Here is a 25290-nt window from a genome sequence, read left to right as displayed (position 1 = left end):
AAGGGCGTTTGCTGCTGTTATGTCAAATATATTGAAACATCCCCGGTGGCTGGTTTAGGGTGGCGGGTGCCTTGAGCCGAACAGATGGCTGGCCGGGCAAGCATTCTTTGAAGGTGGCTGGGGACTTACCAGGCGCTTTACTTAATAAGAGGAGGACACTCGCATGACCACCCTGACCCGTGCCGACTGGGAACAACGCGCCAAGGATCTGAAGATCGAAGGCCGCGCCTACATCAATGGCGAATACACCTCTGCCGTTTCCGGCGACACATTCGAATGTATCAGCCCGGTGGACGGCCGCCTGCTGACCGCGGTCGCCAGCTGTGACGTCGCCGACGCCCAGCGCGCGGTTGAAAACGCCCGCGCTACCTTTGACTCTGGCGTCTGGTCACGCCTGGCTCCTGCCAAGCGCAAGGCCACCATGATCCGTTTCGCCGCGCTGCTCAAGGCTAACGCCGAAGAGCTGGCGCTGCTGGAAACCCTGGACATGGGCAAGCCGATCAGCGATTCCCTGGGTATCGATATCCCAGGTGCAGCCCAGGCACTGAGCTGGAGCGGCGAGGCCATCGACAAGATTTACGACGAAGTTGCCGCGACCCCACATGATCAGTTGGGTCTGGTGACCCGTGAGCCGGTGGGTGTGGTGGGTGCCATCGTGCCGTGGAACTTCCCGCTGATGATGGCCTGCTGGAAGCTGGGGCCTGCGCTGTCTACGGGTAACTCGGTGGTGCTCAAGCCGTCCGAAAAATCTCCGCTGACGGCCATCCGCATCGCCGCACTGGCTGTTGAGGCCGGTATTCCCAAGGGCGTGCTCAACGTCTTGCCGGGCTATGGCCACACCGTGGGCAAGGCCTTGGCGCTGCATATGGACGTCGACACCCTGGTATTCACCGGTTCCACCAAGATCGCCAAGCAATTGATGATCTATTCCGGTGAGTCGAACATGAAGCGCGTCTGGCTGGAAGCCGGTGGCAAGAGCCCCAACATCGTGTTTGCCGATGCGCCAAACCTGCAGGCTGCCGCTGAGTCGGCCGCAGGCGCCATTGCGTTCAACCAGGGCGAAGTCTGCACCGCTGGCTCACGCCTGTTGGTAGAGCGCTCCATCAAGGATACATTCCTGCCACTGGTGATCGAGGCCCTCAAGGGCTGGAAGCCGGGCAACCCACTGGACCCGGCCACCAACGTTGGTGCGCTGGTGGACACTCAGCAGATGAACACCGTGCTGTCGTATATCGAGGCGGGACACGCCGATGGCGCCAAGCTGGTGGCCGGTGGCAAGCGTACCTTGCAGGAAACCGGGGGCACTTACGTTGAACCGACGATTTTCGACGGTGTGACCAACGCCATGAAAATCGCCCAGGAAGAGATCTTCGGCCCGGTACTGTCGGTGATCACCTTCGACAGTGCCGAAGAAGCCGTGGCGATTGCCAACGACACCCCGTACGGTCTGGCCGCCGCGGTGTGGACGTCCGACATCTCCAAGGCACACCTGACCGCCAAGGCCCTGCGAGCTGGCAGCGTTTGGGTCAACCAGTACGATGGCGGCGATATGACTGCACCTTTTGGTGGCTTCAAACAGTCGGGTAATGGCCGTGACAAGTCGCTGCATGCGTTCGACAAGTACACCGAACTGAAGGCGACCTGGATCAAACTGTAAGTCGGGACCCAGGGACCAAATTGCAGTAGATCCAAGGTGGGAGCGGGCTTGCTCGCGAAGGCGATGGGTCAGTCATACATGTGCTGACTGAAACCCCGCCTTCGCGAGCAAGCCCGCTCCCACACTGTTTTGTGTGACCTGATAATCATCTACAGGAGCGTAGTAATGCGTTGGGCGACTTATTTCGCCGTCCTGTGCTCGGTGCTGAGCGTCGGCCTTGCGTTGGGCGTGAGCATGCCGCTGGTATCGCTGCGCCTGGAAAGTTGGGGCTATGGCAGTTTTGCCATCGGGGTCATGGCGGCCATGCCCGCGTTCGGGGTGTTGCTGGGGGCCAAAGTATCCAGCCGCCTCGCCGCTGGGTTTGGCACGGCGAATCTGATGCGCCTGTGCCTGTGGGCCGGGGCAATCTCCATTGGTTTGCTCGCGGTGTTGCCCAGTTACCCGGTGTGGTTGGTGCTGCGATTGATGATCGGTGTGATCCTGACCATCGTGTTTATTTTGGGTGAGAGTTGGATCAACCAACTGGTGGTGGAGCGCTTGCGTGGCCGATTGGTGGCGCTGTATGGCTGCAGTTATGCCTTGAGCCAGCTGTCGGGCCCGCTGCTGTTAGGCGTCCTCGGCACCGACAATGATCTCGGCTTCTGGGTCGGTGCAGGGCTGCTGATCATCTCGCCTGTGCTGTTGCTCGGGCGTACTGGGGCGCCGACTGCCGACTCTTTCAGTGTGACCTTTGGAGACCTGCTGCGGTTTTGTCGGGGCTTGCCGGCGATTGCCTGGGCAGTGGCGTTGTTTGCTGCGTTTGAAGCGATGATTCTCACGTTGTTGCCGGTGTACTGTCTGCAACAAGGCTTCACCGCCGAAATCGCCTTGGCGATGGTCAGTACGGTGGTAGTGGGCGACGCGTTGCTGCAATTGCCGATAGGCGTGTTGGCGGATTACCTGCCCCGGCGCACTCTGTTTCTTGCCTGTGCTGTGTTGTTGCTGGCGTCTAGCCTGGCGATTCCGGTGTTTTTGGATACGTGGCTGATCTGGCCGATATGGGTGCTGTTCGGCGCCAGTGCCGGAGGGCTGTTCACCTTGTCGTTGATCTTGATCGGCGAGCGTTATCGCGACGATGCGCTGGTGCGGGCCAACGCCCACATTGCCCAGCTGTGGGGGATTGGCTGCCTGATCGGGCCTTTGGTGGCTGGCGCCGGCAGCCAGTGGATCAATGGGCACGCGGTGCCGTTACTGATGGCGGCGGGGGCGTTGGGCCTGGTGGTTCTGTTGCTGCGTCAGGGCGCTTTCGGCACCGTGCAGTTGGCCTAAAGCATGCGCTCCAGCCCGACCGTGGTGGCAAACCAGGCATTGAACCGTCGCCACCACGTCCCGGGTTCACGGGCCAGGGTGTGCAACTGGCCATTGTCCTCGGTTACCCACACCACGTGGCCCTCCTGCAGTTTCGCTTCATAGCTCAAGGCCGGCGCCATGCCTTGCAGCGCAAGGTTGCGTACATGTTCGGCAAGTTGCGGGCTGTCTACCAGCACACCGACTTCGGTGTTCCACAACACCGAGCGCGGGTCGAAGTTGAAGGAGCCGATAAACGACTTTTTCCGATCAAAAATCATCGCCTTGCTATGCAGGCTCGAGTCCGAGCCGTAGATCGAGCGGCTGCCCAGCAGGTGCGGCCCGCTGCCGCCGCTATCGCCCGTTTGGCGGCGCAGTTCATAGAGTTTCACCCCGTGCTCGAGCAGCGCCTTGCGATACGGTGCGTAGCCGCCATGCACGGCCGGTACGTCGGTGGCTTCCAGGGCATTGGTCAGCAGGCTGACCGATACTCCGGCGTCGGCCCGGCCGGTCAGGTACAGCAAGCCGGGCTCGCCGGGCACGAAGTAGGATGAAATCATCATCAGTTCCTGGCTGACACCTTCCAGTTCCGGACCCAGTTGAGTGGTCAGCAACAATTGCGGGTCGGGATCGGCCTTGGCCAGCACCTTGCTCGGTGCGTCCCACAGCGCCTGGTTCCAGGCCCAGATCAACTCGCGACGCCAGATGTCCATGCGCGGCTGGGTCTTGTAGGCACTCAGGCGGTTGTACAGCACATGACTTTGCTGGCGGGACTGGGCGAGGGAGTCTTCCAGTTGCGAACGCATGACGGCCAAGTCTCGTGAGGACGGTGCGCTGGAGATGAATTGATCAATGGGTTTGCTCAGTGCGCTGTTCCAATACTGATCGAAACTGTGACCCAGTTGCTCGGCTACCGGCCCGACGCTGAGCATGTCGATATCGGTGAAATTCAGATTGGGCTCGGCATCAAAATACTCATCGCCCAGGTTGCGCCCGCCGACAATCGCCACGCTGTTGTCGGTCAGCCACAGCTTGTTGTGCATACGCCGGTGCTGGCGCGACAGGTTGAACAGTCGGCCCATGGCGCGGGTCACGCCGGTGCTGCGGCCCAGGTGCAGTGGATTGAACAGGCGGATCTGGATCTGCGGATGTGCGGCCAGGGTGGCGATGATCTGGTCGAGTCCGTCGCTGGTGGTGTCGTCCAGCAGGATACGTATTCGTACGCTCCGGTCAGCGGCTTTGAGCAACTCGTCCACCAGCATGCGCGTACTGATGCCGTCGTGGACGATGTAGTACTGCAGATCGAGGCTGGCGCGGGCGTTACGGATCAGTTCGGCGCGGGCCATGAACGCTTCGCTGCTGTTAGGCAACAGCCGAAACCCGGAGCGGCCCAGGTAGGGCGCGGCCTGGGCCTGGATCGAGCGGCCAAAGGACGAGTCTGTCGCCGGTAACGCCTGGCTGGGTTCGCGTGGCACGCTCATGTTGGCGCAACCGCCCAGGCTCAGCAGCCCTAACAGGAAAAACGCTAAAAGCCGCTGGCTCATCAAGGCTGTGGGTTCCGGATCAATGCAGTTGTTGGCATATGACGGCTGTTCTTCCTGAAAGGTCAGTCCAGGCCCTGTTCGACTTTGGCCAGCATTCTGCTCGCCGCAGCGCCGACCTTGCGCACTGCTTCTTCAATCTGCGGCGTTGGTTTGGCAGCGTAGTTCATTCGCAGGCAGTTACGGTATTTACCGGACGCGGAAAAGATACTGCCGACGGCAATCTGCACACCTTGCTCGACCAGCGCGCGATTGAGCTTCAGGGTGTCAAAGCCTTCTGGCAGTTCGATCCACAACAGGAAGCTGCCTTGAGGGCGGCTGGCCCGGGTGCCATCGGGAAAATAACGGCTGACCCAGTCGAGCATCAGGTCGCGATTGCGCTGGTATTGGCTGCGCATCCGCCGTAAATGAGGCTCGAAGTGACCGTTCTTCAGAAACTCGGCGATGGCGATCTGTGGTTGGGTGGCGGTGGAGCCGGTGCTGATGTATTTCATGTGCAGCACCCGCTCCAGGTAGCGCCCGGGGGCTACCCAGCCAATCCTTAGACCCGGTGCCAGGGTTTTCGAGAACGAACTGCAGAGCAGGACACGGCCGTCCTCATCGAAGGATTTGATGGTGCGCGGGCGAGGGTAGCTATAGGCCAGCTCGCCATACACATCGTCTTCGATGATCGCCACGTCATAGCGTTGGGCCAGGGTCAGCAGTGCGCGCTTGCGGGCTTCCGGCATGATGTAGCCCAACGGATTGTTGCAGTTGGGTGTCAGCTGGATGACCTTGATCGGCCACTGCTCCAGGGCCAGCTCCAAGGCTTCGAGACTGATGCCGGTCAGCGGGTCCGTAGGGATTTCCAGGGCTTTCATGCCCAGCCCCTTGAGCGTCTGCATGGCGCCATGGAAGCTGGGTGAGTCCACTGCGACAATATCGCCAGGTTCGCAAATGGCACGGATGCTGGCGGACAAGGCTTCGTGACAACCGGTGGTGATCACGATGTCCCGGGCGTCGAGCTGACAGCCTGAGTCCAGTGACAGTCGGGCAACTTGCTCACGCAACTCCATACAGCCGTAGATATTGTCGTAGTACAGGCCAGGCAAGTCCTGGCGCCGACTGACCTGCGCCAGGCTGCGTAGAAGCGGCTTGAGCGTGGGAGACAAGACATCGGGCATACCTCGCCCCAGCTGTATGACATCTTTTCGCGGTACGGCGCGTATCAGTTCCAGCACCTGGTCCCACTGGGAAATATCCACCGGCCGCTGCGCCGGGCGACCCACCGCCGGCAGTGCCGGCAGCTCACGTCCTGCCGGGACGAAGTAGCCGGACTTGGGTTTTGGCATCGCCAGGCCGTGGTCTTCCAATACGCGGTAGGCCTGCTGCACGGTACTCAGGCTGACCCCGTGCTCGACGCTCAAGGCCCGTACCGAGGGTAGCCGGTCGCCTGGACGATAGAAGCCCTGTTCGATACGGGTGCCCAACAGTTCCGCGAGGTTGACGTAGAGAGTCATGGTGGTCGCTCCTGAGTGACCAGTACAGATGAGGACAAAATACAGGATTCAATCGCAGATAGGCAGCAACTGTATGGATTTAATAAAGTGTTGCTGGATCTGTAATGGTTTTGCTTGTGGACTCATTCTAGTCACTCATGGCAACAGGCAAATGAGGGCAGGACGATGAGCGGCTTGAGTGATGTGCGGCTGGTATTACGCAATCAGGAACTGGAAGCTGGGCAGCGGCGGTCGATGGTGGGGCTGGAGCCGGCAGCGATCAGTCGCTGGGCACTGTTCTGGCGCCGCCGGTATACGCGCAAGGCCTTGCTTGAACTGACCCACGAGCAATTGCACGATATCGGGCTGAATGTCGAACAGGCGCGCCAGGAAGGTTTGAAACCGTTCTGGCGCGGGTGATTCAGACCAGCTCTTTCAAGCGGTGCCAGAGCATTCCCAGTGCCAGGAGCGGCGAACGCAAGTGTTTGCCGCCGGGGAAGGTAATGTGCGGCACTTTGGCAAACAGGTCGAAGCGGGCGCTTTGCTGGCCGCTGATGGCTTCGGCCAACAGTTTGCCCGCCAGGTGAGTAGCGTTCAGACCGTGGCCGGCGTAGGCCTGGGCGAAGTACACGTTGGGCTGGTCCGCGAGACGACCAATCTGCGGCAGGCGATTGGCGCCGATGCCGATCATGCCACCCCACTGATAGTCGATTTTGGCGTCGGCCAGTTGTGGGAAGACTTTTAGCATTTTGGGCTGCATGTACGCGCCGATATCCTTGGGATCCCGTCCCGAATAATGACAGGCGCCACCGAACAGCAAGCGTCGGTCTGCCGAAAGGCGGAAGTAATCCACAGTCACCCGCTGGTCACACACCGCCATGTTCTGCGGCAACAGCTGCGCAGCTTGCGCTTCGCTCAAGGGCTCGGTGGCAATGATGTAGCTGCCGGCGGCCAGTACCTTGCCGCTGAGGTGCGGGTTGAGGCCGTTCAAATAGGCATTGCACGCCAGCACCAGGGTTTTGGCTCGCACGCAGCCTTGGGCGGTGTGGGCTTTGACTTCAGGGCCGTAGTCGATACGCAACACTTGCGACTGTTCAAACAGCTTGACCCCCAATTGCTGCGCCGCGGCGGCTTCACCGAGGACCAGGTTCAACGGGTGCAAGTGGCCGGAGCCCATATCGATCATGCCGCCGACGTAGCGGTCGGAGCCGATTACGCTGCGCATTTGCCCCGCTTGCAGCAGGCGCAGTTCATGGCGATAGCCCAGGCCGTGAAGTTCCTCGGCATCGGCGGCCAGGCTTTCCAGGTCGCGGGGTTTGTTGGCCAGGTCGCAGTAGCCCCAGGTCAGGTCGCAGTCGATCTGGAAGCGCTCGACTCGCTGGCGCACGATCTCTACGGCTTCCAGGCCCATCAGCTTCATTTCGCGTACGCCGTCGGTACCGACGATGCTCGTGAATTGGTCCAGGCCGTGGCCCACGCCACGGATCAATTGCCCGCCGTTGCGCCCGCTGGCACCCCAACCGATCTTGCGGGCCTCCAGCAGCGCCACGCTAAAGCCTCGTTCGGCCAGCTCCAGCGCGGTGTTCAGCCCGGAAAACCCACCGCCGATCACGCACACATCAACCACCACCTCGCCCGTCAGCGCAGGGTAATCAGGTTGAGGCAGGCTGCTGGCGGCGTAGTAGGAAGCGGCGTGCCGGGCGCTGGCGGTCATGGGAAGCATCCGTGTCTGGAAAATTTGACGCAGGATACAGCGGTCGGCCCAAGCTGTCTCACCAGGGATTTTTAAGGCAGAATTCACGCCTATTCGCCGTTCGGTATGTGCTTCGATGAGTTGTAACAGTCAGAAAGTCAGCGCGTTGCGTCGGCAGATTCCTTCATTCGAATGCGTGCCGGGCTGCCATGACTGCTGTGGGCCGGTGACTACGTCCACTGAGGAAATGTCGCGCCTGCCGCGCAAGACGGCAGGCGAGCAGCAAGCGGCCATGGACGAGTTGAATTGCGTACATCTGGGGCCCAACGGTTGCACCGTGTATGACGAGCGACCATTGATCTGCCGGCTGTTTGGCACCACGCCCAGCCTGCCCTGTCCCAACGGCCGGCGCCCGGTGGAGCTGATTCATCCGCGGGTGGAGAAGCAGATCCATGACTACATGGCGACGACGCGACAGGTGCTGGTCTGATCCCTTGAGCCGCTGTTCAATCCGGGATGGGCAGGTTCAGGCTCTCCTTCACTTCTTCCATCACGATGTAGCTTTTGGACTCCCGTACATGGGGCAGCTTGAGCAAAATATCGCCCAGCAATTTGCGGTACGAGGCCATCTCGGAAATCCGTGCCTTCACCAAATAGTCGAAATCCCCTGACACCAGGTGGCATTCCAGCACATGGGGCAGTTTCAGCACGGCCCGTCGGAACTCTTCAAAGGTATCGCCGGATTTGTAGTCGAGGCTGATCTCGACAAACACCAGCAGGCTTCCCTTCAAATGCTGCGGATTGAGCCGTGCGTTGTAGCCCATGATGATCCCCTCGCGCTCCAGGCGCCGGACCCGTTCGGTGCAAGGCGTAGTCGACAGGCCGACCTTCTCCCCCAGTTCGGTAAACGATATCCGTCCGTCCGCCTGCAGGATGCGCAGGATATTGCGATCAATCTTGTCCAGCTCCCGCTTGGTCTGAGTGTTGGTCCGCATAGGGGATACTCCTCCATGAAAAGGGTTTTTGCCGAGAATTGTCGCCAAATATAGGCATTTATATAGTGAAATGCACTGGCAAATGCTTTTTATACTGCCGACATCTTTGTGCTGAACAACAAACGTCAGCGGTCAGGCCGTGATGAGGGTATAAAAATGCGGGTTTTGGTCTTGGGTAGCGGTGTCATTGGTGTGGCCAGTGCCTACTATTTGGCGCGGGCCGGTTTCGAAGTGGTCGTGGTCGACCGCCAGCCGGCTGTTGCCATGGAGACCAGTTTCGCTAACGCTGGTCAGGTTTCACCTGGCTACGCTTCGCCATGGGCTGCACCAGGCGTGCCGCTCAAGGCTATCAAATGGCTGCTGCAGCGCCACGCGCCACTGGCTATCAAGGCCACCGCCGACGTCGACCAATACCTGTGGATGGCGCAGATGCTGCGTAACTGCACCGCCAGCCGTTACGCGGTGAACAAGGAGCGCATGGTGCGCCTGTCCGAGTACAGCCGTGACTGCCTCGACGAGCTGCGCAGCGAAACCGGCATCGCCTACGAAGGCCGCAATCTGGGCACCACCCAGTTGTTCCGCACTCAGGCCCAGTTGGATGGGGCCGCCAAGGACATCGCGGTGCTGAAAGAGTCCGGCGTACCCTTCGAGTTGCTGGACCGTGCCGGTATTGCCCGCGTCGAGCCGGCCCTGGCCGGTGTCACCGATATCCTGGCCGGTGCCCTGCGCCTGCCTAACGATCAGACTGGCGACTGCCAGATGTTCACCACCCGCCTGGCGCAAATGGCAATCAAGTTGGGCGTCGAATTCCGTTTCGGGCAAGACATCCAGCGCCTCGATTCTGCCGGTGACCGTATCAACGGCGTGTGGATCGACGGCAAGCTGGAGACTGCCGATCGTTATGTGCTGGCGCTTGGTAGTTATTCACCGCAGTTGCTCAAACCGCTGGGAATCAAGGCGCCGGTGTATCCACTCAAGGGCTATTCCCTGACCGTGCCGATCACAAACGGAGCAATGGCGCCGACCTCGACTATCCTCGACGAAACCTACAAGGTGGCGATCACCCGTTTCGACAACCGCATCCGGGTGGGGGGCATGGCTGAAATTGCCGGTTTTGACCTGTCCTTGAACCCGCGTCGACGGGAAACTCTGGAGATGATCGTCAACGACCTTTATCCTCAGGGCGGTGATCTGTCCCAGGCCAGTTTCTGGACCGGCCTGCGGCCTACTACACCGGACGGCACCCCGATTGTCGGCGCTACCGTATTCAAAAACCTGTTCTTGAACACTGGCCATGGGACCCTCGGTTGGACCATGGCCTGTGGTTCTGGTCGTTTGCTGGCGGACCTGATAGCAAGGAAAACCCCGCAGATCAGCGCCGAAGGCCTCGATATTTCCCGTTACGGCAATCCACAGGAGTCCGCAAAACATGTCAATCCAGCGCCAGCTCACCAATGAGCGCATGAGTCAGATCGTTGTTCACAGTGGTACCGTCTATCTGGCGGGGCAAGTCGGCGACGACATGAGTGCCGGGATTGAACAGCAGACTCGTGAGACCCTCGCCAATATCGAGCGTTTGCTCGACCTGGCGGGCACCGACAAGAGCAAATTGCTTTCGGTGACGATCTACCTGAAAGACATCGATGCCGATTTCGCCGGGATGAACGCGGTATGGGACCAGTGGCTACCTAAAGGCGTAGCACCGGCCCGTGCCACGGTTGAGTCGAAACTGTGCGAACCGCAAATCCTGGTAGAACTGTCCGTCGTGGCCGCCCTGCCTTAAATATGATCCCGGTGCCGCTGTAGTTGGCGCCGGTTTTTCCTTCCTCCGCCGCCCAGAAGCCAGCCTCCATGCGCCCAGCCCGTGCCCTGATCGATCTTCAAGCCTTGCGCCACAACTACCAATTGGCGCGTGAACTGACGGGGGCCAAGGCTCTTGCCGTGGTCAAGGCTGATGCCTATGGTCATGGCGCAGTGCGCGTAGCCCAGGCGTTGCAAGCCCAGGCAGATGGCTTTGCCGTGGCCTGTATCGAAGAAGCGCTGGAGTTGCGAGCTGCCGGTATCAGTGGGCCGATACTCTTGCTGGAAGGCTTTTTCGAAGCAGACGAACTGCCGCTGATCATCGAGCATGACCTCTGGTGCGTAGTGCACTCGTTGTGGCAGTTGGAGGCGATTGAACAAGCGGCCTTGAGCGCGCCGCTTACGGTCTGGCTGAAGCTGGATTCGGGCATGCACCGTGTCGGATTGCACCCAAAGGACTATCACGACGCCTACCAGCGCCTGCTGGCCAGCGGCAAAGTGACGAAGATTGTGCTGATGAGCCATTTCGCCCGCGCCGATGAGCTGGACTGTGCGAGCAGCGACGAACAGGTCGCCGTGTTTGAAGCGGCGCGCCAGGGCTTGGCGGCCGAAGTCAGCCTACGCAACTCGCCATCTGTCATGGGCTGGCCGAGTGTATCCAGCGACTGGGTACGTCCAGGGATCATGCTCTACGGCGCCACGCCATTTGGCGAAAACCAGGCCATTGCCGCGCGCTTGCAGCCGGTGATGACCCTGGAGTCGAAAGTCATCAGCGTGCGTGAGTTGCCGGCTGGCGAGCCAGTAGGCTATGGCGCCCGATTCATCACCCAGAAACCGATGCGCATTGGCGTAGTTGCCATGGGGTATGCCGATGGGTATCCACGCCATGCCCCCACGGGTACACCGGTGCTGGTTGCCGGCCAGCGCAGCCAGTTGTTGGGACGGGTGTCGATGGACATGCTGTGTATCGATCTGACCGATGTCCCGCAGGCGGACCTGGGATCGACGGTCGAACTGTGGGGCAAAAATATCCTCGCCAGTGATGTTGCCACGGCTGCCGATACCATCCCGTATCAGATTTTCTGCAACCTGCGGCGAGTGCCACGCGTCTATTCCGGCGCTTAGCCGTTGCCGGCAAACGACGTCGACCGGGATTCAGGTCAAAGTGTTGTAAATACTGAACGCTGTCGCCATGATAACGCTCAATTACAACAAAGCCTGAATCCTAGGAGGCTCCTGCATTGGACGTCGGCGAACGACTGCAATCCATCCGTAAACTCAAGGGTCTTTCCCAGCGTGAACTCGCCAAGCGTGCGGGCGTCACCAACAGCACCATTTCGATGATCGAGAAAAACAGTGTCAGCCCTTCTATCAGTTCCTTGCGCAAGGTCTTGGGCGGCATCCCCATGTCCATGGTCGAATTTTTCTCCGAGGAAATCCTCCAGGAAAAACCGACCCAGATCGTCTATAAAGCCAATGAGCTGATCGATATCTCCGATGGCGCGGTGACCATGAAACTGGTGGGCCGGGCGCATCCAAGCCGGGCGATCGCGTTTTTAAACGAAATCTACCCGCCGGGTGCCGATACCGGTGATGAAATGCTCACCCACGAGGGCGAGGAGACCGGGATTTTGCTGGAAGGGCGCCTGGAACTGGTGGTGGGCCTTGAAACTTTTGTGCTTGAGGCCGGCGATAGCTACTACTTTGAAAGCACCAAGCCGCACCGTTTCCGTAATCCGTTCGAGGTGCCGGCGCGACTAATCAGCGCAGCCACACCCGCGAACTTTTAATAAAAGAGGCGCCCTGCCTACCTTGCAGAGGTGTCCGCAGTTGTATTCCGTCATGCTGAATCTCCCTTTGGACAATAGGGTTGTTTCAGCGCGACGGGCTAACCGTTATACTTTCGCCGCCTGCGAAACCGTGGCCGCAGGCGTGAATAGCCACCATGAGGGTGAACGCGTGAACCTAATTATGAAAATGCTGGCTGTACCAGCAACCGTACTGGCCCTTTGGGCTGTCAGCGCTCAAGCTGCGACCAATGATGAGATTGCCAAGCGACTTGAACCCGTCGGGAAGGTCTGTGTTCAAGGCGAAGAATGCAAGGGGATGGAAGTCGCTGTAGCAGCGGGTGGCGGCGGCGCGAAAACGCCGGACGATATCATTGCCAAGCACTGCACTGCCTGCCACAGCACCGGTTTGCTGGGCGCACCGAAAATCGGTGACACCGCAGCCTGGAAAGAACGTGCCGACCACCAGGGCGGCCTCGATGGCATCCTGGCCAAGGCGATCACCGGGATCAACGCCATGCCGCCAAAAGGTACCTGTGCCGATTGCTCGGATGAAGACCTGAAGGGTGCGATCAAGAAGATGTCCGGGTTGTAACAGGCCGATCTTCGTTGAAAAAGCCGCTGACCAGCGGCTTTTTTGTGCCTGCGATTTTCCTCGCGAGGCTGTTCATTGCAGCAAAGACCCGGCAAGCTCGGTCCAACCCCAATTCATGGAATGTTCGGGAGGGTCGGATGGTGCAGTTGTGTTCAATCGAGCAAGCGGTCGACGATGTACTGGAACGCTTGCCAGCGCATATTCATTTGGGTATGCCCTTGGGGCTGGGCAAGCCGAACCTGTTCGCGAATGCCTTGTACCGACGCATCGCCAAGTTGCCGGATCGTGCGCTGACGATCTACACCGCCTTGAGCCTGGGCCGTCCGCCGTTGGGCGAGGGTTTGCAAAAGCGCTTCCTGGAACCCTTTATCGAACGGGTATTCGGTGATTATCCCGAGCTGGATTTCCTGGCCGACCTGCACAAAGACAGCCTGCCGGCCAACATTCATGTGCAGCAGTTCTTCATGCAGCCCGGCAGCATGCTCCACAGCGCCACGGCCCAGCAGGATTATGTCAGCAGCAACTACAGCCATGCAGCCCGGGATATCAACGCCGCTGGCCTGAACCTGGTGGCGCAACTGGTGGCCAGCAGCAGCGAGCATCCGGACCGACTGAGCTTGAGCTGCAATCCCGATATCACCCTTGACCTATTGCCAATGATCGCCAGGCGCCGCGCAGCTGGGGAAACGATTCTGGTGGTAGGTCAAGTACATAACGACTTGCCCTATATGCCCGGCGATGCTGAGCTGGGCATGGATGAGTTCGATTTTCTGATCGATGAAAAAGACCGCACCACGCTGTTTTCCACGCCGAATATGCCAGTGGGCTTCCAGGATCATTTTATCGGCCTGCATGCCAGTACGTTGGTGCGCGATGGAGGTACTTTGCAGATCGGCATTGGCTCCATGGGCGATGCGTTGACCGCTGCATTGTTGGCGCGCCAGGCGGATAACGAAGGCTATCGGCAGTTACTCAGCGACCTGGATGTATACCAGTGGGCGCCGTTGATCAGTCGTGAAGGTGGGGTCGAGCCTTTTGCCCGTGGCCTGTACGGTTGCAGTGAGATGTTCGTCAATGGCTTGCTGGTGTTGGCCGACGCGGGGATTGTGCGGCGTAAGGTCTACCCGGATGTCGCGACCCAGGAGCAGGCCAACGCCGGAACGCTGGACGAAGCTGCGCAGCCGGATGGAATCTCGGTGCATGGCGGCTTCTTCCTCGGCCCGCGCAGCTTTTATGAGCGGCTGCGGGATATGCCGCAGAGCAAGCGCCTTGAGTTCAACATGACGCGCATCAGCTACATCAACGAGCTGTATGGGCAAGAGGAACTCAAGCGTTTGCAGCGCCTGGATGCACGGTTTATCAACAGTGCCTTCACCGTGACCCTGCTGGGCGCAGGCGTGGCGGACCAGTTGGAGGATGGACGTGTGCTCAGTGGCGTTGGCGGGCAGTACAATTTTGTGGCCCAGGGCCATGCCCTGGAGGGTGCCCGCTCGATCCTGATTTTGCGCAGCTGGCGCGAGTCGGGCGGTGAAGTCAGCTCCAATATTGTCTGGGAGTACGGCCATTGCACGATTCCGCGCCACTTGCGCGATATCGTGATTACCGAATATGGAATTGCTGACCTGCGCGGGCAGACTGACGCTAAGGTGATTGAGGCGCTGCTTAATATCACTGACTCACGGTTCCAGGCCGACTTGATCGAGCAGGCACAAAAAGCCGGTAAATTGCCCAAGGGCTTCCAACTCAATCCGCGTTTTGCCGACAACACACCCGAGCGCTTGCAGGCGATTCAGGCGCATCATTCAAGGCTGTTTCCGGAGTATCCCTTGGGCAGCGACTTCACCAATGAGGAGCGGGACCTGTTGCGCGCGCTGAACTGGCTCAAGAGCAAGTTCAAGCTGACGGAGGTTCTGGAGCTGGGCAAGGCGGCGCTGGATGCACCGGAGCCAGCGGCGTTTCCTGCACATCTGCAGCGGATGCGCCTGGACAGGCCGGAGGGGCTTAAAGAGGATCTGTATCAGCGGCTGCTACTCGCCGGCCTGAAGGCCACAGCGCACTGACAGCCAATACAAAACCAAATGTGGGAGCGGGCTTGTTCGCGAATACGGTGGGCCAGTCAATAAATCTGGTGACTGATATACCGCATTCGCGAGCAAGCCCGCTCCCACATTTTTAATTGTGCCCAGTCAAGCGCATCGCTTATTCGATGAAGGTCACGACCCCACCGGCCAGCGATTTTACGCGGGCCAGGGATTCGACCCGATAACCCTGCGCATCCAACTCCGCACGGCCACCCTGGAACGACTTCTCGATCACGATTCCCAGGCCCGCCACGGTGGCGCCGGCCTGCTTGATGATCGATATCAGTGCCTGGGACGCCTTGCCGTTGGCCAGGAAGTCGTCAATGACCAACACGCGATCGCTGCTGGTCAGGTGGCGTGGGGAGATCGCCACGGTGCTTTCCACTTTTTTGGTGAACGAATACACCGTTGCCGACAGCAGGTTTTCCGTCAGTGTCAGGGATTGTTGCTTGCGGGCGAAGATCACCGGCACGCCAAGGTTCAGACCGGTCATGATCGCTGGCGCGATCCCTGAGGCTTCGATGGTGACGATCTTGGTGATTCCCGAATCCTTGAACAATGCGGCAAATTCGTCGCCGATCAGCTTCATCAGCGCCGGGTCGATCTGATGGTTCAGAAAGGCATCGACTTTGAGTACATGGTCGGAAAGCACGATGCCTTCTTCGCGAATTTTCTTGTGCAGTGCTTCCACAAAAGCTTCCTCTGGTGGCGCAAGGGGCGCCGAAAGTGATTAAAAAGTAGTCGATTCTAGCGCTTTAGCATTGCGCGGATATCGGCCAAAGCGGTATTGCCGCGAACGGCTTTCACTTCGGTCGGCGTGTCGTCATTGCCTTCCCAGGCCAGATCGTCCGGCGGCAGCTCATCAAGAAAGCGGCTGGGCGCGCAATCAATGATTTCGCCGTACTGCTTGCGTTTGGCGGCAAAGGTAAAGGCCAGGGTCTGACGAGCGCGGGTAATGCCCACGTAGGCCAGGCGTCGTTCTTCTTCGATGGTGTCGGCTTCGATACTGGAGCGGTGGGGGAGGATTTCTTCCTCCATGCCCATGATGAATACGTAGGGGAATTCCAGGCCCTTGGAGGCATGCAAGGTCATCATCTGCACGCCTTCGGCGCCGTCTTCCTCTTCCTGCTGGCGTTCGAGCATGTCCCGCAGGACCAGCTTGCCGATCGCATCTTCGACGGTCATTTCGCCGTCTTCGTCTTTTTCCAGGGTGTTCTTCAGCGCTTCGATCAGGAACCAGACGTTGCCCATGCGGTAATCCGCGGCCTTGTCGCTGGAGCTGTTGGTGCGCAGCCAGTTTTCATAGTCGATGTCCATGACCATGCTACGCAGGGCGCTGATCGGGTCTTCGCCGGCACATTGCTCGCGCACCTTGTCCATGAAGCGCTTGAAGCGCGCCAGGCGATCGGTGAAGCGCGTGTCCAGGTGTTTGCCCAGGCCGATTTCGTCGGTGGCGGCATACATCGAGATCTTGCGTTCGGTGGCGTAGTTGCCCAGTTTTTCCAGGGTCGTCGAGCCGATTTCCCGGCGCGGCACGTTGATCACCCGCAAGAAGGCGTTGTCGTCGTCCGGGTTCACGATCAGGCGGAAGTAGGCCATCAAGTCCTTTACTTCCTGGCGCCCGAAAAAGCTGTTGCCGCCGGACAGGCGATACGGAATCTGGTGGTGCTGCAACTTCAACTCGATCAGCTTGGCCTGGTAGTTGCCGCGATAGAGGATGGCGAAGTCGCTGTAGGGGCGGTCAGTGCGCAGGTGCAAGGTCAGTAGCTCCACGGCCACGCGCTCGGCTTCGGCGTCTTCGTTGCGGCAACGGATCACACGGATTTCGTCGCCATGACCCATCTCGCTCCACAGCTGTTTTTCAAACTCGTGGGGGTTGTTGGAGATCAACACGTTGGCGCAACGCAGGATGCGGCTGGTGGAGCGATAGTTCTGCTCCAGCATGACCACTTTCAGTGACGGGTAGTCGTCCTTGAGCAGCATCAGGTTTTCCGGGCGGGCGCCGCGCCAGGCGTAGATCGACTGGTCATCGTCGCCCACCACGGTGAACTGGTTGCGGATACCGATCAGCAGTTTCACCAGCAGGTATTGGCTGGCGTTGGTGTCCTGGTATTCGTCCACCAGCAGGTAGCGGACTTTGTTCTGCCACTTTTCGAGGATGTCGGTGTGTTCCTGGAACAGCTTGACCGGCAGCAGGATCAGGTCGTCGAAATCCACGGCGTTGAACGCCTTGAGCGTACGCTGGTAGTGGGTGTAGACGATGGCGGCAGTCTGCTCCTTGGGGTTGCGCGCGTTTTCCAGGGCTTCGGGCGGCAGGATCAGATCGTTTTTCCAGGCGCCGATCATGTTCTTGATCTCGTCGACGCCGTCGTCGCCTGCGTACTCTTTCTGCATGATGTCGGTCATCAGCGACTTCACGTCGGTCTCGTCGAAGATCGAGAAGCCCGGCTTGTAGCCCAGGCGCACATGCTCCTTGCGGATAATGTTCAGGCCCAGGTTGTGGAATGTACACACGGTAAGGCCACGGCCTTCGCCACCCTTGAGCAGGGTGCCGACACGCTCTTTCATCTCGCGCGCAGCCTTGTTTGTAAAGGTCATGGCGACGATGTACTGGGCGCGGATGCCGCAGTTCTGGATCAGGTGCGCGATCTTGCGGGTGATCACGCTGGTTTTGCCGGAGCCAGCGCCGGCGAGCACCAATAGAGGGCCGCCGACGTAGTTCACGGCTTCTTGCTGCCGGGGATTGAGTCGGGACATACGAGTTTTTGGGGGTCATCGAACAAAAAGGGCAGGCATTTTAACAGGCTGGCAAGATTCTGCTGCCTCTGTACGACAGTGTGACGTACCACTCGATCTAAATTTGCCGCTTTTGTTACTTTGCCGCAGGATGTGCCGGGTATTTGGTCTATTGTTCGATCTGAAATCACACTGTGCGTATTTGATAACCAATATCATTGGTCATTATCAGGCTGCACGTCATAATGCCCGCCGCCAACGAAATCTTGCAGAGTCTAGGGAGCTAGCTTGTCTACGCCTGTCGAACCCTTGCGTTTGCTGCTACTGGCCGAAGAGCCAGTGTGGGCAGCGTTATTGCGCGAGTGCCTGGCGCCGATGGGCGATGGGGCTGTGCTGATCAGTGCGCCAAACTGGGAGTCGGTAAGCAGTCTGTTCGATGACGACCATACGGCCATATTGCTGACCACCCCCAGCCTGCAACCCGGTCCCGGCCGCTGCAGCCTGCCTACCGTGCTGCTGCTGGACCTGGAGCCACTGGTCCCGCCTCTGGGCGCCAGCGACTGGTTGATTCGTGGCTCATTGGATAGCGACACCTTGCGCCGCTGCCTGCGTCATGTCCGCGAGCGGGGCGTGCTGGAAAACACCCTGCAACGCCTGGCCGAGCAGGACCCGCTGACTGGTATCGCCAATCGCCAGGGCTTCCAGACCTTGCTGGCCGCGCGCTTGGCGGAAAACGACGGGCGTGGCCTGGCCCTAGGTCACCTGGATCTGGACAACTTTCGTCACGCCAACGATGCCCTGGGTCACCAGGCCGGCGACCGGCTGATCCTGCAGGTGGTCTCGCGGCTCAAGAGTCAGTTGGAGGTCGGCGATCAGCTGGCGCGCCTGGGCAGTGACGAATTCGCCTTGTTGATCGACACCCGTCGAGCGCCCCAACGTGCCGAGTGGATGGCCGAGCGCATCACCGAAGCCCTGGCCGAACCCTATTGGGTCGATGGCGAGAGCCTGCTGATCGGTTGCAGCCTGGGCGTGGCCCATGCTCGCGCCAAGGCTGGCGCCGACCCGTTGATGTGGCACGCCCATATCGCCATGCAGCAAGCCAAAAGTACCCAAGGTTGCACCTTTCATATTTTCAACGAGCGCATCAACCGCAATGCCCGCAGTCTCGCCGACCTGGAAAGCGAACTGCGCCGGGCGCTGCGTCGTGACGAGCTGGAGTTGCACTACCAACCCCGGCTGGACCTGGATGATGGGCATATCGTTGGCCTGGAGGCCCTGGTGCGTTGGCGTCATGGCGAGCGCGGCCTGCTGCCACCCAGCGAGTTCGTGCCGCTGGCCGAGCAGAGCGGCTTGATTGTGCCGTTGGGGTACTGGGTGATTTCCCGTGCCCTGCGTGACATGCAAGACCTGCGCGAGCGCGGCCTGCCGGCGTTGCATATGGCGGTCAATCTGTCCTTTCGCCAGTTTCAGGACAGCCAGTTACTATCGACTTTGAGCCGCTTGATTGCCGAACGCGGGGTTGAGGCCCAGTGGCTGGAATTCGAACTCACCGAAACCGCGGTAATGCGCCGCAGTGATCTGGTCAAGCAGACCATGGATGCCCTCGGGCGCCTGGGCGTGCGCTTCTCCCTGGATGATTTCGGTACCGGATTCTCATCTTTCGTCCACCTCAACAGCCTGCCGATTGCCTTGCTGAAAATCGACAAGAGTTTTGTCAGCGGCATGGAAGAGCGGGAGGAAAATCGCAAGTTGGTCCATGCGATGATCAACCTGGCCCACAACCTCAACCTGGAAGTGGTGGCCGAGGGCGTGGAGACACCGGAGCAGCTTGAGCTTTTGCGATTGTTCGGTTGTGACCAGGCCCAGGGTTATCTGATAAGCAAGCCGCTGCCATTGTCGAAGTTGGTGGAATATCTGACGTTTGGCAATAGCCAGCAGGCGTTACTGGGCTAAGCCTGGTGGCTAGTCAGGCAGTGCAGCCTGGAATCCCCGGAGAATGGCTGGCTCCTGCCGAATCATCCGCTTCATCTTCGCCTCGAACGCCCATGTCAGGCTTACCGCCGCACACGCCAGGCCCAGGGCTAAACCCCACCAGACGCCGGTCGGCCCCCAGCCCAGGGTGAACGCCATCAGCCAGGCCGAGGGCGCCCCGATCAGCCAGTAGCAGCCCAGGCCCACCAGAAAGGTGGTCTTGGCGTCCTTCAACCCACGAATGCAGCCCATGGCGATGGTCTGGACGCCATCGAACAGCTCGAACCAGGCCGCCACGGCCAACAGGCTCACCGCCAGGCTGATGACATCGCGAAAGGCGGGGTCGTCATGGTCCAGGAACAGCCCGATCAGTGGGTTGGAAAACAACCAGAACACCATGGCAAACCCCAGCATCACCACCGCGCCGAAGACAATCCCGACCCGCCCGGCCCGCCGCGCATCGAGCAATTGCCCTGCACCGTAATGCGAGCCGATGCGCATGGTGATGGCGTAGGACATACCGGCCGGAACCATGAACGCCACCGAAACAATTTGCAGGGCAATCTGGTGCGCGGCCAGTTGAGTGCTGCCCATGGTGCCCATGCACAGTGCCGCAAAGGCGAACAAGCCGACTTCAACCGCGTAGGTCCCGCCAATCGGCAAGCCCAGCCGCCACAGTTCCCGCAGATAGTGCAGGTTGGGGCGCATCAGGCCCTGGCCCAATGGATAAGCGGCGTAGGAGCGGTTGTATTTGATGTACCACAGCAGTGCCAGGGCCATGCAGTTGGCAACAATCGCGGTCACGAGGCCGATGCCCATCAGGCCGAGCTTCGGCAGGCCGAACATACCTTCGATCAACGCATGGTTCAGCAGATAATTGATCACCGTGCCGCCGAGGCTGATGATCATCACCGGTGTTGCCTTGCCGATCGCGCTGGTGAAGCCGCGCAAGGCCATGAACGTCAGGTAGCCGGGCAGGGCGAACGGCAGGATCATCAGGAACTGCCCGGCCGACTGCACGTTGGTTTCAGTCTGGCCGAACAGCAGCAGTACCGGCTTGAGGTTCCACAACAGCACGCCGGCTGCCAGTGCCATCAACCATGCCAGCCAGAGCCCGGCCTGGGTCAAGCGGGTGGCGCCCTCGATGTCGCCCGCGCCCTGGCGAATGGCGACCAGAGTGCCGACAGCGGCGATCACGCCGATACAAAAGATCGAGACGAACGAATAGCTCGCCGCCCCGAGGCCGCCGCCAGCCAGGGCTTCGGGGCTCAGGCGGGCCATCATCAAGGTATCGGTCAGCACCATCAGCATGTGGGCCAACTGTGAGGCAATCAACGGCCCTGACAGCCGTAGAATGGCCCAGAGTTCGGTACGTACCGGATGCTGCATGGTCATCACGCTCAACGATTCAAGGAATGGCGAAAGGCTTGATTTTCGGCGCTCTCAGCGCATTGCACAAAGGGATAAATGCGATCATTCACATGATTAAAACTCATGCATTGATGATTCTGGTAGGGTGCAGTGTCGTACTGTCGGAGCGTTTTCCATGTCTCGTCGTCTTCCTCCACTTTATGCTTTGCGCGCTTTTGAAGCTGCGTCCCGGCACAACTCCTTCACCCGTGCGGCTGAAGAGCTGTCCATCACGCAAAGTGCGGTCAGCCGGCATATTCGAACTCTCGAAGAGCACTTCGCCTGTCGCCTGTTCCAGCGCAGCGGACGTACCTTGCAGCTCACCGAGTCTGCGCGCCTGCTGTTACCCGGCGTGCGCGAGGGCTTTGCCGCGCTGGAGCGTGCCTGCCATACCTTGAACGCCGAAGATGACATCCTGCGCATGAAAGCGCCGTCCACCTTGACCATGCGCTGGCTGCTGGCGCGATTGAGTCGGTTCCGGCATTTGCAGCCGGGCAACGAAGTACAACTGACCAGTGCCTGGATGAGCATTGATGAGGTGGACTTCAACCAGGAACCGTTCGACTGCGCGGTGCTATTGAGCGATGGCCACTTCCCGCCGGACTGGGAAGCCAGCTACCTGTTTCCCGAATTGCTGATACCAGTGGGAGCGCCCAACTTGCTCAGCGATGGGCCGTGGGATGTCGCGCGCCTGGCCGCCGCCGAGTTACTGCATCCCACGCCAGACCGTCGCGACTGGCGGCGGTGGTTGGAGCGCACCGGGCTTGCGTCGCAGGTCGCGATCAAGGGCGGGCAGGTGTTCGACACCCTGGAGCTGGGCATGATTGCCGCGGCCCGCGGGTACGGCGTGTCCATGGGGGATTTGCTGATGGTGGCAGAAGATGTCGCCCAGGGCCGTTTGAGCCTGCCGTGGCCGACCGCCGTGGCCAGTGGCGAGAGCTACTATCTGGTATGGCCGAAAACCCGCCCCGGTGGCGAACGCCTGCGCAGGCTTTCGGATTTCCTCCAGAGTGAAGTGCATGCCATGCAATTACCCGTGGTCGAACGTCTCGACTGAATCGATATTGCGCCCCGAGGTAATGCATGCAGCGGATACCCTTGTGATTCGCTCAAGTATTGCCGGGCGACGCCGAAGTAAAGGTGTCGCAGCTGCCACTGCATTGCGGCCCAGCGTGCCCCCCTATTAGAAAACTGCCGATGAGCGCTGTGAGATCAGGATGATCCGGCCTCGGCCAGGAGCTGTCATGTCTCAACCACGCGCCCGCATTGCTTCGCAACTGGGCATAGCCTTAGCGGTGATATTGGCTGTCGTTATCAGCGCCAGTACCGTCTTTGCCCTGCGCTCCCTGGACGCCGCCAACCTCGACACCCGGGAAGAACATCTGGCCAGCGAAGCGCGCTTGCTCGCCGACCAACTCACTACCTTCCACAGCACCCTGCGCGAGAGTACTCAACGCTTGAGTGGGCTCTTCGAAAAGCGTTTTGGTGCCGGCTTGAGTGTACGTGCCGAGCAGCCGGTCAACGTGGCAGGCATGCAGACACCCGGTCTGTATCTGGGCAGCGAGGTGCTGAACAATAACTTTGATGATGTGGATGAGTTCAAGCAGATGTCCGGCGGCGTCGCCACGGTGTTTGTGCGCAGCGGTGAAGACTTTATCCGCATCAGTACATCCCTGACCAAGCAGGATGGCAGTCGCGCTATCGGCACGGTGCTGGATCGCCAGGGGCCGGCCTATCAACGTTTGATTGCCGGGCAAAGCTACATTGGCCGCGCCGTACTGTTCGAACGTTCCTACATGACCCAGTACAGCCCGGTGCTTGATACCAGCGGCAAGGTCATCGCGGTGTTGTTCATCGGCTTTGACTACACCGATGCGCAGAACGCCCAGTTCGCCAACCTCAAGCGTTTTCGCATCGGCAAGACCGGCTCCCTGGCCTTGCTCGATGAGCAAAAGCGCTGGCTGGTTGCGCCGGCAGGTGTACAGGCGCCGGAGCAGGCTGTCACGGTAATGCTCGACCTTGCCGGCAAACCGGGTGAGGGGCGTTTCTGGAGTGACAAGAGCGAAGACTTTTATAGTGTTTCGGTACCGTTCGACGGTGGCCCATGGTCGGTGGTGGCCAGCATGCCCAAGGCCGAGATCCGTGCGGTGACGTGGGAAGTGGGACTGCGCCTGGTGATCGGCAGTGTGTTGGCGATGTTACTGGCGGTAGGCGCGACAGTCTGGTTGCTGCGCAGCAAATTGCAGCCCTTGGGGGATCTGGTGCGCCAGGCCGAGGCTCTGGGTGCGGGTGATTTGAGTGCGCGCCTGAACGTGGCAAGCCACGATGAAATAGGCCAGTTGGCGCGCAGTTTCAACCAGATGGGGGAAGCGCTGTCGACCATGGTGTCGCATATCCGCAAGGCTGCCGAAGAGGTCAATAGTCGCGCCCAGGCGCTGTCTGGGTTGTCTGGCGGTGCCTACGAAGGCATGGAGCAGCAGTCCGGTGAGATCACCAGCATGGCTGGCGCGGTGGAGGAATTCAGTGCCACCTCCCTGAACATTGCCGACAACATGGGCAGTACCGAACGCCTGGCCCAGGAAAATACCCAACAAACCCGGATCGGGCGAGCTTCGATGCAAGAGGCGTCTTCATCCCTGGAGCATATCGCCACTGCACTGAACAGTACGGCCACGGTGATCAATACCCTTGGCCAACGTTCCCAGGAAATCGGCGGGATTGTCGGGGTGATTACCGCGATTGCCGAGCAGACCAATTTGCTCGCGCTCAATGCGGCTATCGAAGCCGCGCGGGCCGGTGAGCAAGGCCGGGGTTTTGCGGTGGTCGCTGATGAAGTCCGCAACCTGGCGTCGCGTACCCGCCAGGCCACCGATGAGATTTCCGGGATGATCCAGAGCATCCAGCAGGAAACCGGCAACGCCATCAGTACCATGGAGCAAGGCAATGTATTGATGCAGGAAGGCCTGTCACGCAACGCTGACGTGGCGTTGGCACTGGAGCGCATCGACGAGCAAAGCCGCTCGGCCGGCCAGCAATTCGCGGCAATCACCACCGCGACTCAGGAACAGAGCAGCACTGCGACCCTGCTCAGCAGCAACTTGCAAAGCATTGCACTGGCTAACAGCGAGCAGCGTGAAGTGGTGTCGAACCTGGCAATCACTGCCAAGGAACTGGAAACCCTCGCGGCCGGTTTGCGCCACGAGGTCGATCGCTTCCGCTGAGGCTTATCGATCCCCTAGCCCCGGGTCCACGCGTTTGCCGATGTCCTTGAGACGCGCCAGTTGGTCGACCATCCCTGGCGCTTCATCCAGGCTGCCGACAAAGGTCCATAGATAGGTCATCACCGCATACACATGACCGGCCTTGACCGCAGGTGACATTGCCAACTGGCTGATTGCGATGACGAACAGCAGTGCCGCCAGTGAACCAATAAACAGAAACGCGGCGGCCTCGCGGTCCGACAGCCAGATGCGCAGGCGCGACAGCACTTGATAGTGGCGTTGCAAGGTCTGGGCGCCGACTTTTTCCACCAGGCCGATTTCCTTTTCGAGCCGGTCATTCAGACGTTCATGCAACTCCTGGTTCTTGCGCGCGAAGCGTGGCAACAGCGTGACGCACAAGATCAGTGCCGTCAGGCATGCCAGGCCAACCCATGGCTCGATCACCAGCAGCATCACCGCCGCACCGACGATGGACACCAGCGCGGTGGCGATGATGGGAACGTGCTTCTCGAAAAAGTCGACAAAGTCTCGCGCCAACACTACCCGCGCCGCGGCACGTGAGGTGCTGTGGTTTTGCAGGCGCTGATTGAGAATCACCGGCACAGCGAGGTCGGCGTAAATACGGGTGAAGGTGCGGGTATCCAACGCCCGTCGTGCCGCCCCGACTACCCAGAACGCCAAGACTACAGCTGCGTAGAGCACTGCGCTGGCGGCGTCGCCGCGAATGATCGAGTCCACGGCGAACCCTGCGAACAGTGGATAGGCCAGCAGCAGAGCGTTCTCCAATCCTACCAGCGATAGCGTGCAAAACAGCTTGCCGGGGTAAGCCCTGGCAATCGCCTTGAGGGTCTGGCTGGCGGATTGCTGGCCGATTTTTTTGCTTTCTTCGATGAGGATCTGTGGGGTTACGGATGACATGGCGTGTACCAAAGGAGGAATAGACGCTATTATTGAGCGACTGCTCAAGTATCCTTGAGCGATCGCTCAAAAAGCAAGTGC

At 59.9% G+C, this 25290-nt stretch carries 21 protein-coding genes and 1 pseudogene; 14 read left to right on the top strand and 8 right to left on the bottom strand.

The genetic code is table 11. From position 1 onward, the window contains the following. Positions 1-163 precede the first annotated feature (163 nt). Together OQ460_RS24205 and OQ460_RS24200 are read left to right on the top strand one after the other, a co-directional pair. A complete protein-coding gene (locus OQ460_RS24205; RefSeq protein WP_410019788.1) occupies positions 164-1657 on the top strand; it encodes an aldehyde dehydrogenase in 1494 nt (497 codons plus the stop codon). Between the two features lie 165 nt (positions 1658-1822). After that, a complete protein-coding gene (locus tag OQ460_RS24200; protein ID WP_410019787.1) occupies positions 1823-2965 on the top strand; it encodes an MFS transporter in 1143 nt (380 codons plus the stop codon). On the opposite strand, the gene OQ460_RS24195 is transcribed toward OQ460_RS24200, so the two are convergent. Continuing rightward, positions 2962-4527, bottom strand: a complete 1566-nt coding sequence (locus OQ460_RS24195) for a phospholipase D family protein (protein WP_410019786.1) — start codon at positions 4525-4527, stop codon at positions 2962-2964. The genes OQ460_RS24200 and OQ460_RS24195 overlap by 4 nt on opposite strands. 62 nt (positions 4528-4589) lie before the next feature. Beyond that, on the bottom strand, positions 4590-6023 hold the full coding sequence (locus OQ460_RS24190; protein WP_410019785.1) for a PLP-dependent aminotransferase family protein: 1434 nt from the start codon (positions 6021-6023) through the stop codon (positions 4590-4592). 165 nt (positions 6024-6188) lie between these two features. On the opposite strand from OQ460_RS24190, the gene OQ460_RS24185 reads away from it, so the two are divergent. Beyond that, on the top strand, positions 6189-6422 hold the full coding sequence (locus tag OQ460_RS24185) for a DUF1127 domain-containing protein (RefSeq protein WP_410019784.1): 234 nt from the start codon (positions 6189-6191) through the stop codon (positions 6420-6422). A 1-nt stretch (position 6423) separates the two neighbouring features. On the opposite strand, the gene OQ460_RS24180 is transcribed toward OQ460_RS24185, so the two are convergent. Beyond that, entirely contained in the window at positions 6424-7716 is a 1293-nt protein-coding gene (locus OQ460_RS24180) for an NAD(P)/FAD-dependent oxidoreductase (RefSeq protein ID WP_410019783.1), read from the bottom strand. Between the two features lie 115 nt (positions 7717-7831). On the opposite strand from OQ460_RS24180, the gene OQ460_RS24175 reads away from it, so the two are divergent. Continuing rightward, positions 7832-8185 (top strand): YkgJ family cysteine cluster protein, encoded by a 354-nt coding sequence (locus tag OQ460_RS24175; RefSeq protein ID WP_410019782.1) that lies wholly within the window; start codon positions 7832-7834, stop codon positions 8183-8185. A 16-nt stretch (positions 8186-8201) separates the two neighbouring features. On the opposite strand, the gene OQ460_RS24170 is transcribed toward OQ460_RS24175, so the two are convergent. Further along, positions 8202-8690 (bottom strand): Lrp/AsnC ligand binding domain-containing protein, encoded by a 489-nt coding sequence (locus OQ460_RS24170; protein ID WP_003206849.1) that lies wholly within the window; start codon positions 8688-8690, stop codon positions 8202-8204. A gap of 156 nt (positions 8691-8846) precedes the next feature. Here OQ460_RS24170 and dadA point away from each other — a divergent pair, with 156 nt between their 5' ends. From dadA to OQ460_RS24140, 6 genes are all read left to right on the top strand, one after another. Next, on the top strand, positions 8847-10148 hold the full coding sequence (dadA, locus tag OQ460_RS24165; protein ID WP_410019781.1) for a D-amino acid dehydrogenase: 1302 nt from the start codon (positions 8847-8849) through the stop codon (positions 10146-10148). Further along, the gene (locus OQ460_RS24160; protein WP_410019780.1) at positions 10120-10473 is read left to right on the top strand and encodes a RidA family protein; all 354 of its coding nucleotides are present in this window, start codon (positions 10120-10122) and stop codon (positions 10471-10473) included. The genes dadA and OQ460_RS24160 overlap by 29 nt, the downstream gene beginning before the upstream one ends. Positions 10474-10541: 68 nt before the next feature. Next, positions 10542-11615, top strand: a complete 1074-nt coding sequence (alr, locus tag OQ460_RS24155) for an alanine racemase (protein ID WP_410019779.1) — start codon at positions 10542-10544, stop codon at positions 11613-11615. Positions 11616-11731: 116 nt separating this feature from the next. Then, complete coding sequence (locus tag OQ460_RS24150; protein ID WP_410019778.1) at positions 11732-12280, top strand: cupin domain-containing protein; 549 nt, start codon at positions 11732-11734, stop codon at positions 12278-12280. Between the two features lie 181 nt (positions 12281-12461). Continuing rightward, positions 12462-12872, top strand: a complete 411-nt coding sequence (locus OQ460_RS24145) for a c-type cytochrome (RefSeq protein WP_410022094.1) — start codon at positions 12462-12464, stop codon at positions 12870-12872. 137 nt (positions 12873-13009) lie between these two features. Continuing rightward, positions 13010-14932: an acetyl-CoA hydrolase/transferase C-terminal domain-containing protein gene (locus OQ460_RS24140; RefSeq protein ID WP_410019777.1), complete on the top strand. Its 1923-nt coding sequence runs from the start codon at positions 13010-13012 to the stop codon at positions 14930-14932. A 139-nt stretch (positions 14933-15071) separates the two neighbouring features. On the opposite strand, the gene OQ460_RS24135 is transcribed toward OQ460_RS24140, so the two are convergent. Together OQ460_RS24135 and rep are read right to left on the bottom strand one after the other, a co-directional pair. After that, positions 15072-15644 carry a xanthine phosphoribosyltransferase gene (locus tag OQ460_RS24135; protein WP_410019776.1) on the bottom strand — a complete coding sequence of 191 codons (573 nt, stop codon included), beginning with the start codon at positions 15642-15644 and terminating at the stop codon, positions 15072-15074. Positions 15645-15700: 56 nt separating this feature from the next. Continuing rightward, a complete protein-coding gene (gene rep, locus OQ460_RS24130) occupies positions 15701-17710 on the bottom strand; it encodes a DNA helicase Rep (protein ID WP_410019775.1) in 2010 nt (669 codons plus the stop codon). A gap of 267 nt (positions 17711-17977) precedes the next feature. Between rep and OQ460_RS24125 the strand changes: the two genes are divergently transcribed. Beyond that, positions 17978-19642 (top strand): putative bifunctional diguanylate cyclase/phosphodiesterase, encoded by a 1665-nt coding sequence (locus tag OQ460_RS24125; protein WP_410019774.1) that lies wholly within the window; start codon positions 17978-17980, stop codon positions 19640-19642. Positions 19643-19651: 9 nt separating this feature from the next. Here OQ460_RS24125 and OQ460_RS24120 read toward each other — a convergent pair whose 3' ends face one another. Next, entirely contained in the window at positions 19652-21055 is a 1404-nt protein-coding gene (locus OQ460_RS24120) for a NorM family multidrug efflux MATE transporter (protein ID WP_410019773.1), read from the bottom strand. A 151-nt stretch (positions 21056-21206) separates the two neighbouring features. On the opposite strand from OQ460_RS24120, the gene OQ460_RS24115 reads away from it, so the two are divergent. The 3 genes and pseudogenes from OQ460_RS24115 (at position 21207) to OQ460_RS24105 (ending at position 24291) form a co-directional block, all read left to right on the top strand. Further along, positions 21207-22127, top strand: coding sequence for a LysR substrate-binding domain-containing protein (locus tag OQ460_RS24115; protein WP_410019772.1), 921 nt, complete (start codon positions 21207-21209; stop codon positions 22125-22127). A gap of 160 nt (positions 22128-22287) precedes the next feature. Continuing rightward, positions 22288-23388: pseudogene (locus OQ460_RS24110) on the top strand (Cache 3/Cache 2 fusion domain-containing protein); the annotation flags it as partial. Positions 23389-23430: 42 nt separating this feature from the next. Next, a complete protein-coding gene (locus tag OQ460_RS24105) occupies positions 23431-24291 on the top strand; it encodes a methyl-accepting chemotaxis protein (protein WP_410022093.1) in 861 nt (286 codons plus the stop codon). 3 nt (positions 24292-24294) lie between these two features. Here OQ460_RS24105 and OQ460_RS24100 read toward each other — a convergent pair whose 3' ends face one another. Next, entirely contained in the window at positions 24295-25209 is a 915-nt protein-coding gene (locus OQ460_RS24100; RefSeq protein ID WP_410019771.1) for an ABC transporter six-transmembrane domain-containing protein, read from the bottom strand. Between the last annotated feature and the right edge of the window lie 81 nt (positions 25210-25290).

The organism is Pseudomonas imrae (assembly GCF_046352735.2).
GTDB classification, from domain to species: Bacteria; Pseudomonadota; Gammaproteobacteria; order Pseudomonadales; family Pseudomonadaceae; genus Aquipseudomonas; species Aquipseudomonas imrae.
Note: the sequence above shows the minus strand (reverse complement) of the source record. Positions and strands in the feature narration are given on the sequence as shown.